This is a genomic window from Serratia sp. CY40230, from assembly GCF_052168835.1.
In the GTDB taxonomy this organism is placed as follows: domain Bacteria; phylum Pseudomonadota; class Gammaproteobacteria; order Enterobacterales; family Enterobacteriaceae; genus Serratia; species Serratia nematodiphila.
Window position 1 is genome coordinate 411078 of the sequence record NZ_JBJNLX010000003.1, and the last position, 18071, is coordinate 429148.

14 protein-coding genes are annotated in these 18071 nt (G+C 61.5%); 6 read left to right on the forward strand and 8 right to left on the reverse strand.

Annotation, left to right across the window (positions count from 1 at the left end):
• The first annotated feature begins 51 nt into the window (after nucleotides 1–51).
• Nucleotides 52–2046: a transketolase gene (gene tkt / locus ACJ8IJ_RS13575; protein ID WP_442518674.1), complete on the forward strand. Its 1995-nt coding sequence runs from the start codon at nucleotides 52–54 to the stop codon at nucleotides 2044–2046.
• A gap of 69 nt (nucleotides 2047–2115) precedes the next feature.
• Here tkt and brnQ read toward each other — a convergent pair whose 3' ends face one another.
• The 3 genes from brnQ to ACJ8IJ_RS13590 form a co-directional block, all read right to left on the reverse strand.
• A complete protein-coding gene (gene brnQ, locus ACJ8IJ_RS13580) occupies nucleotides 2116–3438 on the reverse strand; it encodes a branched-chain amino acid transport system II carrier protein (RefSeq protein WP_131165535.1) in 1323 nt (440 codons plus the stop codon).
• 199 nt (nucleotides 3439–3637) lie between these two features.
• The gene (locus ACJ8IJ_RS13585; protein WP_033645639.1) at nucleotides 3638–4519 is read right to left on the reverse strand and encodes a 2OG-Fe dioxygenase family protein; all 882 of its coding nucleotides are present in this window, start codon (nucleotides 4517–4519) and stop codon (nucleotides 3638–3640) included.
• A gap of 30 nt (nucleotides 4520–4549) precedes the next feature.
• Entirely contained in the window at nucleotides 4550–4882 is a 333-nt protein-coding gene (locus tag ACJ8IJ_RS13590) for a tRNA-binding protein (protein ID WP_004931561.1), read from the reverse strand.
• A gap of 287 nt (nucleotides 4883–5169) precedes the next feature.
• Here ACJ8IJ_RS13590 and ACJ8IJ_RS13595 point away from each other — a divergent pair, with 287 nt between their 5' ends.
• The 4 genes from ACJ8IJ_RS13595 to ACJ8IJ_RS13610 all read left to right on the forward strand — a co-directional run bounded on the left by ACJ8IJ_RS13595 (nucleotide 5170) and on the right by ACJ8IJ_RS13610 (nucleotide 10256).
• Nucleotides 5170–6087, forward strand: a complete 918-nt coding sequence (locus ACJ8IJ_RS13595; RefSeq protein ID WP_004931563.1) for a DMT family transporter — start codon at nucleotides 5170–5172, stop codon at nucleotides 6085–6087.
• A gap of 172 nt (nucleotides 6088–6259) precedes the next feature.
• On the forward strand, nucleotides 6260–7345 hold the full coding sequence (locus ACJ8IJ_RS13600) for an ABC transporter substrate-binding protein (RefSeq protein ID WP_004931565.1): 1086 nt from the start codon (nucleotides 6260–6262) through the stop codon (nucleotides 7343–7345).
• A gap of 78 nt (nucleotides 7346–7423) precedes the next feature.
• Nucleotides 7424–9193 carry an ABC transporter permease gene (locus ACJ8IJ_RS13605; protein ID WP_004931567.1) on the forward strand — a complete coding sequence of 590 codons (1770 nt, stop codon included), beginning with the start codon at nucleotides 7424–7426 and terminating at the stop codon, nucleotides 9191–9193.
• On the forward strand, nucleotides 9186–10256 hold the full coding sequence (locus tag ACJ8IJ_RS13610; RefSeq protein ID WP_049240099.1) for an ABC transporter ATP-binding protein: 1071 nt from the start codon (nucleotides 9186–9188) through the stop codon (nucleotides 10254–10256). The genes ACJ8IJ_RS13605 and ACJ8IJ_RS13610 overlap by 8 nt, the downstream gene beginning before the upstream one ends.
• A gap of 31 nt (nucleotides 10257–10287) precedes the next feature.
• Here the strand turns inward: ACJ8IJ_RS13610 and ACJ8IJ_RS13615 are convergent, their stop codons facing one another.
• The 5 genes from ACJ8IJ_RS13615 to ACJ8IJ_RS13635 all read right to left on the reverse strand — a co-directional run bounded on the left by ACJ8IJ_RS13615 (nucleotide 10288) and on the right by ACJ8IJ_RS13635 (nucleotide 17000).
• Nucleotides 10288–11253 carry a PDR/VanB family oxidoreductase gene (locus ACJ8IJ_RS13615; protein ID WP_442518673.1) on the reverse strand — a complete coding sequence of 322 codons (966 nt, stop codon included), beginning with the start codon at nucleotides 11251–11253 and terminating at the stop codon, nucleotides 10288–10290.
• 41 nt (nucleotides 11254–11294) lie between these two features.
• Nucleotides 11295–12743 (reverse strand): NAD-dependent succinate-semialdehyde dehydrogenase, encoded by a 1449-nt coding sequence (locus tag ACJ8IJ_RS13620; RefSeq protein WP_275095158.1) that lies wholly within the window; start codon nucleotides 12741–12743, stop codon nucleotides 11295–11297.
• Between the two features lie 45 nt (nucleotides 12744–12788).
• The gene (locus tag ACJ8IJ_RS13625) at nucleotides 12789–13913 is read right to left on the reverse strand and encodes an aromatic ring-hydroxylating oxygenase subunit alpha (RefSeq protein WP_442518672.1); all 1125 of its coding nucleotides are present in this window, start codon (nucleotides 13911–13913) and stop codon (nucleotides 12789–12791) included.
• Nucleotides 13914–13939: 26 nt separating this feature from the next.
• Nucleotides 13940–15550: a BCCT family transporter gene (locus ACJ8IJ_RS13630; protein ID WP_021505733.1), complete on the reverse strand. Its 1611-nt coding sequence runs from the start codon at nucleotides 15548–15550 to the stop codon at nucleotides 13940–13942.
• Nucleotides 15551–15914: 364 nt separating this feature from the next.
• On the reverse strand, nucleotides 15915–17000 hold the full coding sequence (locus ACJ8IJ_RS13635) for a tartrate dehydrogenase (protein WP_004931578.1): 1086 nt from the start codon (nucleotides 16998–17000) through the stop codon (nucleotides 15915–15917).
• Nucleotides 17001–17082: 82 nt separating this feature from the next.
• Between ACJ8IJ_RS13635 and ACJ8IJ_RS13640 the strand changes: the two genes are divergently transcribed.
• The gene (locus ACJ8IJ_RS13640; RefSeq protein WP_274517900.1) at nucleotides 17083–18042 is read left to right on the forward strand and encodes a LysR substrate-binding domain-containing protein; all 960 of its coding nucleotides are present in this window, start codon (nucleotides 17083–17085) and stop codon (nucleotides 18040–18042) included.
• The last annotated feature ends 29 nt before the right edge of the window (nucleotides 18043–18071 follow it).

Sequence of the window (18071 nt, forward strand, 5' to 3'; positions counted from 1 at the left end):
CTGAGAAAATAGGGAACTTGACTGCTTTTTTTATCCGACCTGGAGTAAAACATGTCCTCTCGTAAAGAGCTTGCCAACGCCATCCGCGCACTCAGCATGGACGCCGTACAAAAAGCAAATTCCGGCCACCCGGGGGCCCCTATGGGCATGGCGGACATCGCCGAAGTCCTGTGGCGTGACTACCTCAACCACAACCCGACTAACCCGCACTGGGCTGACCGCGACCGTTTCGTGCTCTCCAACGGCCACGGCTCCATGTTGATTTACAGCCTCCTGCACCTCACCGGCTACGACCTGCCGATGCGCGAGCTGGAAAACTTCCGTCAGTTGCATTCCAAAACCCCGGGCCACCCGGAGTACGGCTACACCCCGGGCGTTGAAACCACCACCGGCCCGCTGGGCCAGGGCATCGCCAACGCCGTCGGCTTCGCCATCGCCGAACGCACCCTGGCGGCGCAGTTCAACCGTCCCGGCCATGACATCGTCGACCACCACACCTACGCCTTCATGGGCGACGGCTGCATGATGGAAGGCATCTCGCACGAAGTCTGCTCCCTGGCCGGCACCCTCAAGCTCGGCAAGCTGACCGCCTTCTACGATGACAACGGCATCTCCATCGACGGCCACGTCGACGGCTGGTTCACCGACGACACCGCCCTGCGTTTCGAAGCCTACGGCTGGCACGTGGTGCGCAACGTCGACGGCCACAACCCGGACGCCATCAAGGCGGCGATTGAAGAAGCCCGCAAGGTGACCGACAAGCCGTCGCTGCTGATGTGCAAGACCGTTATCGGCTTCGGTTCGCCGAACAAGGCCGGCACCCATGACGTGCACGGCGCCGCGCTGGGCGCCGCCGAAGTGGCCGCCACCCGCGAAGCGCTGGGCTGGAAATACGCCGCCTTTGAAATCCCGCAGGACATCTACGCCCAGTGGGACGCCAAAGAAGCCGGTCAGGCCAAGGAAGCGGCCTGGAACGACAAGTTCGCCGCCTACGCCAGGGCCTTCCCGGAACTGGCCGCCGAGTTCAAGCGCCGCATGAACGGCGAGCTGCCGGCGGACTGGAAAGCCGACGCCAAGGCGTTCGTGGAAAAACTGCAGGCCAACCCGGCCAACATCGCCAGCCGCAAGGCGTCGCAGAACGCGCTGGAAGCATTCGGCAAAGTGCTGCCGGAGTTCCTGGGCGGCTCCGCCGACCTGGCGCCGAGCAACCTGACCCTATGGTCCGGCTCGAAAGCGCTGAACGTTGACCCGGCGGGCAACTACATTCATTACGGCGTGCGCGAGTTCGGCATGACCGCCATCACCAACGGCATCGCGCTGCACGGCGGTTTCCTGCCGTACTCGGCGACCTTCCTGATGTTCGTGGAATACGCCCGCAACGCGGTGCGCATGGCGGCGCTGATGAAGCTGCGCAATGTGTTCGTCTACACCCACGACTCCATCGGTCTGGGCGAAGACGGCCCGACCCACCAGCCGGTGGAGCAGCTGGCGAGCCTGCGCGTGACCCCGAACATGAGCACCTGGCGCCCGTGCGACCAGGTGGAATCGGCGGTGGCGTGGCAGTACGGCATCGAGCGCAACGACGGCCCGACCACGCTGGTGTTCTCGCGCCAGAACCTGACCCAGCAGCCGCGCACCGCAGAGCAGCTGGCGAACGTGTACCGCGGCGGCTACGTGCTGAAAGACTGCGCGGGCACGCCGGACGTTATCCTGATTGCCACCGGCTCCGAAGTGGGCATCACGGTGGAGGCGGCGGACAAACTGACCGCGGCGGGCCGCAAGGTGCGCGTGGTGTCGATGCCGTCGACCGATGCGTTCGACAAGCAGGATGCGGCGTATCGCGAGTCGGTGCTGCCGGCGACGGTGACGGCGCGGGTGGCGGTGGAAGCGGGTATCGCGGACTACTGGTACAAGTACGTGGGCCTGAACGGGGCCATCGTGGGCATGACCACCTTCGGTGAGTCGGCGCCGGCGGAGCAGCTGTTCGCCGAGTTCGGCTTCACCGTGGACAACGTGGTGGCCAAGGCGCAGGCGCTGCTGAAGTAAGCCGCCGGGCGCAAGCCGATAAAAAAGCCGGTCATCATGACCGGCTTTTTTTATGGGCGGAAATCGCGCTTACGACGCGGCCTTGACGCTTTCGGCGCTGCGCAACCGGTCGTAAGCCGCCGCCAGCAACAGCACCAACAGCGTAGGCTGCAGCCAGACCAGACCCTGCTCGGCCAGCGGCAGCTTATCGAACCAGGCGGGCAGCAGGCCGCTGAAGCTTGAAGCCTTCAGGCCATCGGCCAGGCCGAACACCAGGCTGGTAGCGATCACCGGCGCGAAGACGCGTCTGGCGCTGCGCCAGCGGTTCTGGCTGAAGCTGAGCAACACCAGCGCGATGCAAGGCGGGTAGATCGCCGTCAGTACAGGCAGTGAGACGCGGATCAGATTGGCCAACCCCATGTTGGAAACCAGCATGGCGAAGAGGGCGAGGATGACCACTAGCGCGCGATAAGAGAGCGGCAGGTAGCGGGAGAAGAAGTCCGCGCAGGCGCAGGTCATGCCGACCGCCGTCACCAGGCAAGCGATGAACATCAGCACCGCCATAAAGACGCTGCCCAGATCGCCGAAGGTGTGCTGCACATAGGCGTGCAGGATCGCTGCGCCATCCTGAGCGCCGCTGCCGACCAGGCTGCCGCTGCCGGCGCCGAGTTTGAACATGCAGATATAGACCAGCGTCAGGCCGACGCCGGCGATCAGGCTGGCCCACAGCGTATAACGCAGCAGCAACCCGCTGTCGCTGACGCCGCGCGAGCGGGCGGCGGTAACGATAATCGAACCGAACATCAGCGCCGACAGCGTGTCCATGGTTTGATAACCCTGTACGAAGCCGGTGGAAAACGCCGCGGCCTGATAGCTGCCGACGGCGGAGAGCGGCGCGCCTGCGGGCCAGATCAGGGCGGCGATGCCGAGCGCGGCCAGCGCCAGAATTTTCAGCGGCGCCAGAATATGGCCGACGTTATCGAGCAACCGTCCGGGATATAGCGACACAATCATCGCCAGGGTAAAGAACAGCAGGCTGTAGATGAACTGCGGCAGGGCGCCGTCGCCGGTGAAAGGCGCAATGCCGAGGGCGAAAGAGACATTGGCGGTTCGCGGCGTGGCGAACAGCGGGCCGAGCGCCAGATAGCAGACGGTCGCCAGCAGCAGGCCGGCGGTGCGGCCGATGGGGCCGGTAAGCAGGCTGATGCTGCCGCCGACGCGTGCCAACGCGATCACGGCGATCACCGGCAGGGCGACGGCGGTCACCATAAACCCGAGGGCGGCCGGCCACAGATGTTCGCCGGACTGCAGCCCCACCAGCGGCGGGAAAATGATGTTGCCGGCGCCGACAAACAGGGCAAAGGTCATAAAGCCCAGGGCGATAATGTCTTTCGGGGATAAACTCTTGGTCATAACGGTATGGCACTGCCTGTATTCATGAAATAAACGGGCCGCCTGCAGAGGGCTGGCGCGTGGGGCAGCGAGCGCCCGCAAAAATTTTCGTCCGGCAGGATATAATAATTCGGCGACAAAAACCTGATTAATCCAGCGCTGTTTATCCTGGCGTGAACCGGCCGCACAGAGGGATCATGGCGGCCGGCCCGGCAGCGCGTTAGCTCGCGCGCGCCACCATGTCTATCGACAGCGGGATTTCGATATGCGGCTTGAAAGAGTCATACGCGTAGGAGACGTGGCCGTCTTCGACCGGTTTACGGGTGAAAAAGATCAGCATATCGCGGGTTGAATCCTTACGTTTGTCCTGCGCTTTTACCGGAGAGAGGCTGTGTTTGCGCTCGTGGTCGACAATCAGCAGGGTGTCGAGGAAATGCCGATGCTGTATTTCGCCCAAAATCCATTCGGGCCGGGCTCGATCGAATTTGATCCCGCTGGTTTCGCGCATATCGTGAATAAAGGTCTTGGCGCTGTCGTCGGTCATGTTGTCGCAGCCGAGGAAGGTTGTCATGGTGTGGTCGACGCCGTCGCTGTGCACGCCTTCCAGCGCCGGTTCGCCCAGCATCTGCGGCGTGGTGACGGTGCGCAGGTTGAATACGGTGCAGACGAACTTGTTGATCTTCTGATTAAGCCGGGGGCGCGGCGTCACGCCCACGCCATCGATCACGTAGGCTTTGAATTTCATCAGCGCCTGAAAGGCCGTATTCAACTGCAGATCGTCGTTGATGCCGCGGAAATGGCGCACCTTTCCTGAATCGTAGCGGATGAAGTCTTCCTCGACCGAGAGCACGAAAGGCTGGAACTCCAGCCGCTCAATCCGGGCGCGATCGAAGTCGAAACAGAAACGGCCGTTTCTGGACTTGCGGAAAGGCAGCGTGGGATCGTCCGCCAGATTGGCGCTGACCTGCTGCAGCCTGGCGAAATCTTCCGGCCGCGCGCCCAGCGCCAGCAGGATTGCCTGCATGGTAGCGCCGGGGATAAAGGCTGAACGGTGTTCCTGGTATGCCTTCTTAACTTCATCAAGCAGAGATAACTGTCGCATTTCTCGGAGGCCTCACGAATGATGGGGCGGTTATAAAATCTTGCTGCCGATCTCCACGTCGAAATCGGGTTTCAGCAAGACGGTGCCTTGATCCCTGGTGACCGCGGCAAGAACCAGCACTTCGGATTTAAATCCGGCAACCCGCCTGGCGGGGAAATTAACGACGGAGATGACTTTTCTGCCAAGCAGGTCATCTTCCTGATAGTTTTCGCATAATTGTGCCGAGCTGTTTTTAATGCCAATTTCCTCGCCGAAATCAATGCGCAGCTTATAGGCGGGTTTTAACGCCTTGTCGTTATATTCCACGGAAATAATTTCGCCAATACGCATATCCAGTTTCATAAAATCAGTGATTTCGGCCATGAGTCAGTCCCGTTAATTAAATGGCTTCAGAAAGGCTAGCAAAGGGGAATTATCCCGACAATGTCGCCAAGAGGGGAATATTTATACCCGATGTAGCAATTAATTTACATTTTCGTAACGTAGCGTAATTAATTATAAGCTTGATGAATTATATGAAATTGATACTTCATTATTCACCGGTAATTATGTGCACCATCTGAACTTGGGCGTCCGCTCGGCACTGTTAAGCCCGTGTTAAATTGGTTAGTATGCCTTCATTCATCAACCGCATTCTTTCAGGTAGTGATATGGAAATAACCCCGCGTGAAAAACGCGATCGGCGAAAGGCATTTATCGCGCCGTTTTTCCTGATATTAATTTGGTCGACGGGTTTTATTGCCGCGCGGGCGGTGGCGGATCATGCCGATCCCAACCTTTTCCTGACCTTTCGCTTTTTGATCGCCGCCGCGGTATTCGCTTTGCTGGCATTGCACTGCGCCTGGCCCAAGGGGCGGCAGTTCGTGATGCACCTGCTGACCGGCATGTTGATGAATGGCGTTTATCTCGCTGCAAGCTGGTGGGCGGTAGCGAACGGCCTGGCGGCCGGGGTGATGTCGCTGATCGGCGGCTTGCAGCCGCTGTTCACCGCGCTGATTTTCGCGTTGGTGCTGCGCAAATCGATAGGGTTACGCTCCTGGGCCGGGCTGGCGATCGGCTTTATCGGCGTTGCGCTGGTGCTTTCTCCCCGGCTGACCGGCATTGATGTCGGCAATATGGCGCTGTTGCCGATCCTGATGGGGTTTGGCAGCATCGTCGCGCTGACGATCGGCATCATGGTGCAGAAGTCTTCGCTGGCGGCGGCCGATCTGCGGGCGGCGGGCGCCATTCAGCACCTCGGCGCGGCGATCGTGACCGGCGCGTTGGCGGCCGTGATGGGCTCCGGCGCCTGGGACAATTCGCCGACGCTGTGGTTCTCGCTGCTGTGGTCGGCCGGCGTGTTGTCGCTGGGCGGCACCGCGCTGTTCATCTGGATGGTGCGCCACGGCGATTTGACTCGCATTACCGCGCTGATGCTGCTGGTGCCGCCGGCGGCAGCGCTGCAGGCTTATGCGCTGTTTGGCGAGGCGCTGTCGCTGGTGCAGTTGGCGGGGTTTGCCCTGACCCTGCTGGGGGTCGCCATCGTACAGCGAATTCGCCTGCTGCGGCGTTCTCGCCTGGCCGAATAGTTTGCGACTGGAAGCGCCGTAAAGCCCGCGCTGCCGGGCTTTTTTATTGGCTGAAAAACGTCCAACCTCACAAAACCGAAAGATAACAAAGCAACGCCGTTGCCTCGTCACGGTTATTAACTATATGTTAATTTTTGGTTTATTAAATGTGATCAGGGGATGGATGATGAGGATGAAAAAAATCAGCGCGACCGTAGCGGCAATCACCTTGCTGGGCTCCGTTTCCGCCTATGCGGCCTTCCCGGCGAGCTACCCCGCCGACTATCAGAAACTGGTCGACGGCGCGAAGAAAGAAGGCAAGGTGGTGATTTACTCGACCACCGACACCAAGGCGGCGGCGCCGTTGATCCAGGGGTTTGAGGCGTTGTATCCGGGCATCAAGGTCGAATACAACGACATGAACAGCACCGAACTGTATAACCGCTTTATCAGCGAGCAGGCGGCTGGCGGCACCAGCGGCGACGTGGTGTGGAGCTCGTCGATGGACACCATTTTGAAACTGGCGGGCGATTACGCGCAGGAATATGCCTCCCCCGAGCAGGCTCAGCTGCCGAAATGGGCGGTATGGCAAGAGAAGGTGTATGGCACCACCTACGAGCCGGTGGTGTTTATCTATAACAAACGCCTGATCCCGCAAGGCGATGTGCCGGATTCGCATGCGGCGCTGGCCAAGCTGATCGCCGGCCAGACGGACAAATTCAAGAAGAAAGTCACCACCTACGACATCGAAAAATCCGGCGTCGGCTTCATGCTGTCGGTGCAGGACTTCAAGGCCGATCCCAACTACTTCAAAACGCTGGCCGACGTGGCCAAGGGCGGGTTGGCGGTGCAATCCTCCACCGGCACCATGATGGAACGCGTTTCCTCCGGTGAAAACCTGATCGGCTTCAATATCCTCGGTTCATACGCCGAGGCTCGCGCCAAGAGCGACCCGTCGCTCGGCATTGTCTATCCGAAAGACTATACCCTGGTGCTGTCGCGCGTGAGCTTCATCAGCAAAGAGGCCGGCAACCCTAACGCCGCCAAGCTGTGGTTCGACTACGTGCTGTCGGAGAAAGGGCAAAATATTCTCGCCAATCAGGCGGACATCCCCTCGATCCGCAACGACATCGAAGGCAAGAACGACATCGATGGCATGACCAAGCTGTTGGGTAACGCGCTCAAGCCGATCCCGGTCGATGACAGCCTGCTGGAATATCTGCAGCCGGCCAAGCGTCTCGACTACATCAAACAATGGCGCGCCGCCGCGGCGAAATAACAGGGACTGCATTCGGACGCGCGCCTGTCGCACGGGCGCGCGCCCTTTGGTCGTCGTTTACAACCATAGGGAGCATTTATGCAAGCATGGCGCAGAAAGTGGCAGAGCCTGCCGCGCGGCCTGGTGGTGTTGATAACCGCGCTGGTTATCTATGTCCCCCTGTCGTTTATCATCATTCAAAGCTTCCTCTCGGCACCGTTTTTCTCTCCTTCCAAGGTCTTCAGCCTTGAGGCCTTCGAGTTCATCTTTACCGACCCGGATTTCTACAAAGCGCTGAAAAGCGGATTTATTCTGGCATTCGGCCTGGTGATTATCGCCATCCCGCTCGGCGGTATTTTGGCCTTCCTGATGGTGCGCACCGATCTGCCGGGGCGGCGAATCATCGAACCGCTGATTCTGGTGCCGATCTTCGTGTCGCCGATGGTGCTGGGTTTCGGTTACGTGGTGGCGGCGGGGCCGGTAGGCTTCTTCTCGCTGTGGGCGGAGGCGCTGCTGGGTTTCGTGCCGTGGAACATCTACTCAATGGCCAGCATCGTGGTGATAGCCGGATTGACGCACGTGCCCCACGCGTATCTGTACATCTCCTCGGCGCTGCGCAGCGTGGGCTCCGACGTTGAAGAAGCGGCGCGCACCGCCGGCGCCACGCCGCTGCAGGTGATGACCGCCGTCAGTCTGCCGATGGTGCGGCCGTCTATCTTGTACGCCGGGGTGTTGCTGTTCTTCCTCGGGCTGGAAGTGTTCGGCCTGATGCTGGTGCTGGGCGATCCGGAAGGCAACCTGGTGCTGGCGACCTACCTGTACCAGTTGACCAACAAACTGGGCACGCCGTCTTACCATCTGATGGCGGCGGTGGCGGTGGTGCTGATTTGCATCACTATTCCGTTGGTGATGCTGCAGCGCCGGCTGATGCGCACCGCCAACCGCTTTGTCACCGTCAAGGGCAAAGCCTCGCAGGCCCGCGCGCTGCCGCTCGGCAAATGGCGCTGGGTGGCCGGCGCGGTGGTGGTGTTCTGGCTGACCGTGACCATCGGCGTGCCGCTGATCGGCGTGGTGCTGCGCGCCTTTATCTCCAACTGGGGCGTGGGCGTGTCTGTCTGGGACGAACTGTCGATCAACACCTTTCGCACCATCTGGGCGCAGCCCAACCTGCTGCGCGCCATCGTCAACTCGATGGCGATCGGGGTGATCGGCGGGGCGCTGGCGGTGGCGTGCTACCTGTTTATCGGCATCGCGATGCACCGCAAGCCGGATGGCGCCACGCGCTTCCTCGACTACAGCGTGCTGGTGCCGCGCGCGGTGCCGGGGCTGCTGGCCGGTCTGGCATTCCTGTGGGTGTTCCTGTTCCTGCCGATGTGGCTGGACAAATCGCTCAAGGAAGGCTGGCTGTCGGCGTTGCCGATGGCCGAGTGGCTGCGTGCTAACTGGATTGTCTGGCTGCGTTCGCTGCGCAGCACCATCTTCAGCGTCTGGCTGGCCTACACCGTGGTGTGGATGGCCTACGGCCTGCGGCTGATCTCTTCCACGTTGCTGCAGGTGGGGCCGGAGCTGGAAGAGGCGGCGCGTAGCGCCGGCGCCAGCCGCGGCCAGATCACCCGCCACGTCACCATTCCGCTGTCGCGCTATGGTCTGATCGGCTCCTGGCTGCTGATGTTCCTGATTTTTGAACGCGAATATTCCACCGGGGTGTATCTGCTGTCTCCGGGCACGGAAACCATCGGCTCGATGCTGGTTTCTCTGTGGGCCGCGGGCGCTATCGATATCGTCGCCGCGCTGTCGTTCATCAATATTCTGCTGGTGGTGCTGGGGCTGGGGATCGCCTTGCGCTTTGGAGTGAAATTACATGATTGAACTTTCGGTAGAGAATCTGCATTTGACCTATGGCGACAACCCGGTGCTGAAAGGGGTGTCGATGGATCTCAAACGGGGCGAAGTGGTCTCGCTGCTGGGCCCGTCGGGCAGTGGCAAAACCACGCTGCTGCGGGCGGTGGCCGGGCTGGAGAAACCGAGCCAGGGGCGGATCGTCATCGGCAACAGCGCGGTGTACAACGGCAGCGCGCGCAGCGAAATTCCCGCCGAAGAGCGCAACCTGGGGCTGGTGTTTCAGTCCTATGCCCTGTGGCCGCATAAAACGGTGTTTGAGAACGTCGCTTACCCGCTGAAGCTGCGTAAGACCGGCTCGGCGGAAATCGCCCAGCGGGTACAGGCGGTGCTGGATCAGCTCGGGCTGGGGCATTTAGCCAAGCGGCACCCGCACCAGCTTTCCGGCGGCCAGCAGCAGCGTGTGGCGATCGGGCGTGCGCTGGTCTACAACCCGCCGGTGATCCTGCTGGATGAGCCGCTGTCCAATCTCGACGCCAAGCTGCGCGAAGAAGCGCGGGTATTCCTGCGCGAGCTGATCATCAAGCTCGGTCTGTCGGCGCTGATGGTGACCCACGATCAGAACGAGGCGATGGCCATTTCCGATCGCATCCTGCTGCTCAATAACGGCAAAATCGAACAGCAGGGCACGCCGCAGGAGATGTACGGCTCGCCCACCACGCTGTTCACCGCCGAGTTCATGGGCAGCAACAACCGCTTGCCGGGCAAGGTTGTCGCGCTGGAAGGCGACAGGGCGCGCATCGAAGGCAAGGATTGGGCTCTGTGGGGCAAAGCGGGCGCAGGCGTGCAGGTCGGGCAGGAGGGCACGGCGGTGATCCGCGTGGAGCGCGTGCAGTTGGGCGAAGATCCGCAGGGCAACCAGCTTGAGCTGCCGTTGTTGACCAGCATGTATCTTGGCGATCGCTGGGAATACCTGTTCCGCACCGTGGCCGAAGACTTCGTGGTGCGCGCCTATGGGCATGAGGCGCGCGATCGGGCGCTGTGCCGGCTCTCCCTGCCGGCCGAGCATCTGTGGATATTCCCGAAAGCCTAATCAGGACGCCCGCTGGTATGGGCGTTCCGTTTTACAAATCCAGCACCAGCCGGCTGCCTTTGGCGCGCGAGCAGCAGATCAACAGGGTCTGCTGCGCCGCGCGTTCTTCCTCGCTGAGATACTGATCGCGGTGATCGGCTTCCCCTTCGACGATGCGGGTTTCGCAGGTGCCGCAAATGCCTTCGCGGCACAGGCACTCGACCTTGGCCGCCTTGCTGTTTTCCAGCGCCTGCAGGATGGTCATGTCTTGCGCCACTTCAAGCTCAATACCCGATCGAGCCAGCACCAGCGTAAAGGCGCCGCCCGCCGTGTCTTCGGCGGCAAAGGCTTCGCTGTGCAAGCGACCGGCATCGATACCCCGTTCGGCGGCGATCCGGTAGACCGCTTCGTTCAGCGCCGCCGGGCCGCAGACGTAGATATGGGCGCCGGGTTCCACGTCGGCCAGCGTGCGCGCCAGATCCAACCGGCCGCCAAGGCTGGAGACATGGCAACTGACGTTGTCTGCGAACGGCGCTTGCATCAGTTGCTGCTGGAAGGCGTTGTGCTCTTCACTGTGGAAGCAGTAGTGCAGATGGTAGCGTTGGCCGCTGCGTTGCAGCTCATGCAGATGGGCCATAAACGGCGTGATGCCGATGCCGCCGGCGATCAGCACGTGATGTTGCGCTTCCGGCGCCAGCGCGAACAGGTTATTCGGGGTGCTGATGGTCAGCGTATCACCGATCGCCAGCCGATCGTGCATGAAGTCGGAACCGCCTTTGGAAGGAGACTCGCGCCGAACGGCGATCTGGTAATGCTCGAGTTCGAACGGTGAGCTGAGCAGCGAATAAGCGTTGCTGTAGCGCCGCTCGCCGTCCTGCATTTGCACGATGATGTGGCTGCCGCCGCTGAAGACGGGCAGTGGCCGGCCTTGCGGATCCGCCAGGGTAAAGCGCTTGACCTGTGCGGTGATGGTTTCGATGTCGACGACGCGAACATCAAGCATCTGATAGCTGGTCATTCATTGGCTCCAAAGCGCGGGCGTCCCCGCGCATAAAAAAGTTATACCGCCTGGCACAGGTATTTGAGCTCCAGATAGTCTTCGATGCCGTATTCGGAGCCTTCACGCCCCAGGCCTGACTGTTTCACTCCGCCGAACGGCGCCACCTCGTTGGAGATAAGCCCGGTATTGATGCCGACCATGCCGTACTCCAGCCGCTCCGAAACGCGCCAGATGCGCGCCGCATCGCGGGTGTAGAAGTAGGCGGCCAATCCGTAGATGGTGTCGTTGGCCTGGCGGATCGCCTCGGCTTCGTCATCGAATATCACCAGCGGCGCGACCGGGCCGAAGATCTCTTCTTCCAGCAGCAGCGAACCGGGCTGCACGTTGCCTAGCACCGTCGGGGTGAAGAAATTGCAGCCCAGCGCGTGCGGCGTGGCGCCGGTCAGCACCTGAGCGCCTTTGCTCAGCGCGTCATCGAGCAGCTCCAGCACCTTGTCGCGCGCCTTGCGGTTGATCAGCGGGCCTATTTGCACGCCCGGTTCGAAACCGTTGCCGACCTGCAGCGCCGCCACGCGGGCGACAAACTTCTCGGCGAACTGCGGGTAAACGCCGCGCTGCACGTAGAAACGGTTGACGCAGACGCAGGTCTGCCCGGCGTTGCGGTATTTGGCGATCAGCGCGCCTTCCACTGCGGCATCGATGTCCGCATCGTCAAACACGATGAACGGCGCGTTGCCGCCCAGCTCCAGCGACACTTTTTTGATGGTGTCCGAGCTCTGGCGCATCAGCAGCCTGCCCACCGGCGTGGAGCCGGTAAAGCTGAGTTTGCGCACCTGCGGGTGGCGGGTCAGCTCGGCGCCGATCGCCTGCGAGTTGCCGGTCACTACGTTGAACACCCCGGCGGGAATGCCGGCGCGCTCGGCCAACTCGGCCATCGCCAGCGCCGAATAAGGGGTTTCGTTGGCGGGTTTGACCACCAGCGTACAGCCGGCCGCCAGGGCCGGTGCGGCCTTGCGGGTGATCATCGCCGCCGGGAAGTTCCAGGGCGTGATCGCCGCGCACACGCCGATGCCCTGCTTCAGCACCATCAGGCGTTTATCGCTGCTCGGCGAGGGGATGATGTCGCCATTGGTGCGCTTGGCCTGTTCGGCGAACCATTCGATAAAGGAGGCGGCGTAGCGGATTTCGCCCAGCGATTCCGCCAGCGGTTTGCCTTGCTCCAGCGTCATCAGGCTGGCCAGATCCTGCTGGTGTTCCAGCATCAGTTCGAACCAGCGGCGCAGTAGCTGCGCGCGCTGTTGCGCCGGTAGCGCGCGCCAGCCTTCCAGCGCCTGCTGGGCGGCGTCGATCGCCGATTGGGTTTCGGCCGTCGCCATGTTGGGCACGTTGCCGATGAGTTGGCCGGTGGCGGGATCGCTCACCGGCAGGGTTTCCTGGTTGTCGGCGTCGCGCCATTGGCCGTTGATGTAGGCCTGTTGGCGGAATAGCGACCGATCGGAAATATTCACGAGAACCTCACAAGTCAGGGGAAGGGGCCCTTGGGCCCCGTCGCATCAGGGTTGATAAACCTGCGCCAGCAGGTTGTGGAAGTGGGCGATGCCGTGCTCGCTGACGCCGCTGCCGGCGCCGTCGGCCATGATGCGCCCCTGGCCGCGATAGCCGCGCGATTTGAGGCCTTTTTGCACGCTCTCCACCAGCCGCAAATCTTCCGGGCGGAACACGTCGCGGTACCAGTCGATCAGTTTGAGCTGTTCGTCGCTTAAATCGGCGTTGGTGAAGTAAATGTCGTAGTGCTGCAGGGTGGTTTCCGCATCAACCGGGAACTCATAGATCACCGTCATCATGCCTTCCAGCGGCGGCATGTTGAACATGGTGCACGGCCACAGCCAGATGCCGTGGAAGCTGGCTTCTTTACCCTCTTCAAACTTGAACGACTGCTCGGAAGGGCGGGCGTAGCCGAACTGCAGCGTCCAGTTGCCGTGCAGGGTGTGCCAGTAGCGGTCGACCTGCACCGAGTCGGCGAAGCCGGGGTGCGCCGGGCCGCAGTGGTAGCACTCGAGGTAGTTGTCGACGATGTTCTTCCAGTTGGCCGGAGTGCGGGTGACGAAGCGCGCCGCCAGCTTGAGATCGTCGACCTGCGGGCAGGCCTCGCGCACTTTGGTACCGAGGCCCGGCAGCTGGTCTTCCACCGTGCCGGCCTGCGAGTCCAGATTGACGTAAATAAACCCGGCGTACTCTTCGACCCGCACCGGCACCAGATGCGAGTTTTCCTTATCGAAGTTCTGCACGTTTTCGCAGTTGCGCGCGTGCGCCAGTTCGCCGTCCAGCTTGAACGCCCAGGCATGATAAGGGCAGGTGATGACGTTTTTCGCCCGGCCGTCGCCCGCCAGCAGCTGGTGGCCGCGGTGCGGGCAGACGTTGTAAAAGGCGCGCAGTACTTTGTCGCGGCCGCGTACCACCAGAATGTTTTCACCGATGATCTCGCGGGTGATGTAGTCGTTCGGTTGGGCGAGCTCGCTGCGGTGCGCCACGCAGATCCAACTGGTGGCGAACACCTGCTCTTTCTCGTGTTCGAACGCCGCCTGGTGGGTATAGAACCGGGCCGGAATGGTGTAAGCCTCGCGGGCGTCGGCGCAGAAATCTTTCGGTAAGGTAAATTCAGGGATCAGAGTGCTCATAAGTTAACCTTCCTCTTTTCTTATTGTCATTTCGCCATAGGGCGCGGTTGATACGACGATGGAGCGGAGAGTTCGGCGGCCGGCGGCGCGTCTGGCAGCGCCGGCGGGCTGCTTTCGATCAGGTGCGCCGGGATGGCCGCGTAGTCCTGTTTCAGCCAGCGGGCAAAGCCGTAGGTTTTCACCAGCAGCACCAGCAGGAACGGCAGCGCGGTCAGGATCACCGTGGTTTTCATGGTGTCCAGCGAGGCGCCGGTAAACAGGATCGACAGCGGGATCAGGGTGATCACCACGCACCAGAACAGGCGCAGCATCGGGCTGGGATCTTGCCCCTCCTGCAGGTTGCGGGTGCTGGTGGCGGCCATGGTGTAGGCCACGGCGTCCATGTGCGAGGCCAGGAAAATGATCATGATGAACAGATAGGCGGCCAGGAACAGCTTGCCGAGCGGCAGCGCCGTCAGCAGCATCTGCACGGCGGTTTCGCCGCCCTGAGTGCTGAGGATCTCCGGCACGTTGAGCTGCCCGCTGATGAACTGGTGCATGGCGTAACTTTCCAGTGAGCCGAAGAAGAACCAGCAGCCGAGGGTGCTGCCGAGCAGCAGCGCCCAGATCACCTCTTTAATCTTGCGGCCGCGCGAGACGCGGGTGACGAACATCGCCACGCCCGGGGTATAGGAGATCCACCACAGCCAGTAGAACACCGTCCAGCTGCGGCTGAAGCTGCCGTCGCCCATCGGGTCGGTGAACAGGCTCATCTGCAGGAAGTTTTGCGCCGTCAGGCCGATGGCGTTGATGGTGTTGTTGATGGTGAACTCGGTGGGGCCGACCAGCAGCACCAGCCCGGCGAAGGCGAAGGCGCCCCAGCCGACCATTTTGCTCAGGCGCTGCATGCCGCCGTCGATGCCGATGTAAGAGCTGAGACAGAAGATCACTGCCGCCAGCAGGATCACCGTCGCCTGTACCGTGAAGTTATCCGGGATGCCGGTCAACGCCGTCAGCCCGCGGGTAAAGGTGGAGGCGGTCAGCACCAGCGAAATGGTGAGGGCGCCGACGGTGGCGACCAGGAAAATCAGATCCACCATCCGCCCGATCGGGCCGTTGGCACGCACGCCGGTGATGGCGGCAATGATCCCCGACAGGCTGAGCCCTTTGTTCTTACGCACGTGGAAGTGGTAGGCCATGATCAGCGAGGCGAGGGCGTAGGTCGCCCAGGCGCTCAGGCCCCAGTGGAAGAAGGAGTAGCTGATGCTGTATTCCAGCGCCTTTGGGGTGCGCGGCGCGATGTTCAGCCCCGGCGTCTGGTAATAATACGCCCATTCCATCACCCCCCAGTACAGGGTGGACGAGCCCAGGCCGGCGCAGATGAACATGAACAGCCAGGCCAGCGTGGAGTATTGCGGTTTGCCTTCGCCGAGGCGGATGTTGCCGTATTTGCTCAACGCCAGATACAGCACCACCAGCAGGGCGATCAGCACCAGGATTTGAATGGTTGAACCGAACAGCCGGGTGACGCCGTTGAAAATGGTGTTGGCGATAAGCGCGGATTGAGCCGGAAAGAGCATCAGGCAAAGGGCGATCAGCGCAATACTGCACAGGCTGATGGCGATGAGCGTGACATCCTTTTTAGGGGTGCTCTGCATGGGAGTGAACTCCTGTTATCGGTGGTGGGCCGGTGCGCGAAGCGTAGGGCGCGCCCGGGCCTTGTTGGTTTGAACCCTTTGTTTTGTTACACCGCGAGGAGCAAACGCCCCGACAGAACGCCACCGGAAATGTTTACTCTTCATTAACATTTTTGAGTGTGCACAAATTACAGGAGGGCCACAATTGGGGCATCTGTAAAAGGATAAAACACAGTATGTAAACAATTTGTTGTGATCTTGACCGGGGTATTGGCGTGCTTTCTGCGGTGATTTTCAGCGGATTTGCGGCGGCGATCGAAGCGGAAAAACGGACGTGGCAAAGCAGGGCGCGGAAGGGCGCCCTGCGCGGGAAAATCTGCGGCGTTCAGCGTTGCAGCAGGGCGGCGATCGCCTGGCCGACTTGCTGGGTGGAGGCGTCGCCGCGCATGTCCGGCGTGCGCGGCCCGTCGGCGATAATGCGCTCAATCGCCTGCAGGATGCCGTCGTGCGCCTGGCGGTAGCGGGCATCGCCGTCGCCGAGGAAGTCCAGCATCATCGCGCCGCTCCAGATCATGGCGATCGGGTTGGCGATGTTCTTGCCGAAAATGTCCGGCGCCGAGCCGTGTACCGGCTCGAACAGCGACGGGAAGTTGCGTTCCGGGTTCAGGTTGGCCGACGGCGCGATGCCGATGGTGCCGGTACAGGCCGGGCCGAGATCCGACAAAATATCGCCGAACAGGTTGGAAGCCACCACCACGTCGAAGCGTTCGGGGTTCAGCACGAAGCGCGCGCACAGAATATCGATGTGCTGTTTATCCCAGGCGATATCAGGGTATTGGCGCGCCATCTCCGCCACGCGCTCATCCCAGTACGGCATGCTGATGGCCATGCCGTTGGACTTGGTGGCGGCGGTCAGACGCTTGCGCGGGCGCTGCTGCGCCAGCTCAAAGGCGTACTTGAGGATGCGGTCCACGCCCTGACGGGTGAACACCGACTCCTGGATCACCATTTCGCGTTCGGTGCCTTCGAACATCCGCCCGCCGAGCGAGGAGTATTCCCCTTCGGTATTTTCGCGCACCACGTAGAAATCGATGTCGCCCGGCTGCTTGTTCGCCAGCGGGCAGGGCACGCCGGGAAACAGCCGCACCGGGCGCAGGTTGACGTATTGCTCGAAGTCGCGGCGAAATTTCAGCAGTGAACCCCACAGCGAAATGTGGTCGGGCACCGTGTCCGGCCAGCCGACGGCGCCGAAATAGATGGCGTCGAAGCCCTTGAGCTGCTCAAACCAATCGTCCGGCATCATCTGGCCGTGGTGCTGGTAGTAGTCGCAGCTGGCCCACTCGAAGGTGTCGAATTCCAACGACAGATCCCAGCGCGCCGCCGCCGCCTGCAATACCCGTATGCCTTCCGGCAACACTTCCCGTCCGATACCGTCCCCGGGGATAGCGGCAATCTTGTAAGTTTTGCTCATACAGAGGTCTCATTTGTAGATAGGGGAGATTGACAACACTCTTATCCTATAATTGACTAACTGTTAATCAATCGCGAAAACGGTGAAACATAAAACACGAATCATGAACAATATGCCGATCCTGAGTGACCTGCGGGTGTTCGTGCTGGTGGCGCGTCGCGCCGGGTTCGCCGCCGCCGCCGAAGAGCTGGGCGTTTCGCCTGCCTTTATCAGCAAGCGCATCGCGCTGTTGGAGAAGGCGCTGGACGTGTCGTTGCTGCACCGCACCACGCGGCGGGTAGCGATCACCGAAGACGGCGAACGCATCTACGAATGGGCGCAGCGCATTCTCAACGATGTCGATCAGATGATGGACGAACTGTCCGAAGTGCGCCAGGCGCCGCAGGGCATGCTGCGCGTGGTCAGCAGCTTCGGCTTCGGCCGGCGTTTCGTGGCGCCGGCGCTGTCGGCGCTGGCGCGGCAGTACCCGCAGCTGGAGCTGCGGCTCGACGTGTCCGATCGGCTGGTGGATCTGGTCAGCGAAGGATTCGATCTGGATATCCGCATCGGCGACGATATCGCCCCCAATTTGATTGCGCGCAAGCTGGCGGACAATCAGCGCATCCTGTGCGCTTCGCCGGCGTACCTGCAGCGCCACGGCGTGCCGAAAAATCCGGCGGAGCTGGCGGGCCGTTCCTGTCTGGTGATCAAGGAACGCGATCACCCGTTCGGGCTGTGGCGGCTGCAGGGGCCGGGCGGCGAAGAGACGGTGAAGGTGACGGGGGCGCTGGCGTCGAACCACGGCGAAATCGTGCACCAGTGGTGCCTGGACGGGCAGGGCGTCGCGCTGCGTTCCGCCTGGGACGTGAAAGAGAACATCGACAGCGGCCGACTGGTGCACATCCTGCCGGAGTATTATCAGCCGGCCAACATCTGGGCGGTATACGTTTCCCGGCTGGCAACGTCGGCGAAAGTGCGGGTGACGGTCGAATTTTTGCGCGACTATTTTCGTGAGCACTACGGCGAAACGGGGCCGGCGAGCGAAAATCCGTCGCGGTCTTGAGGCCAAAAATGTGCGCCAGATCATCTTAT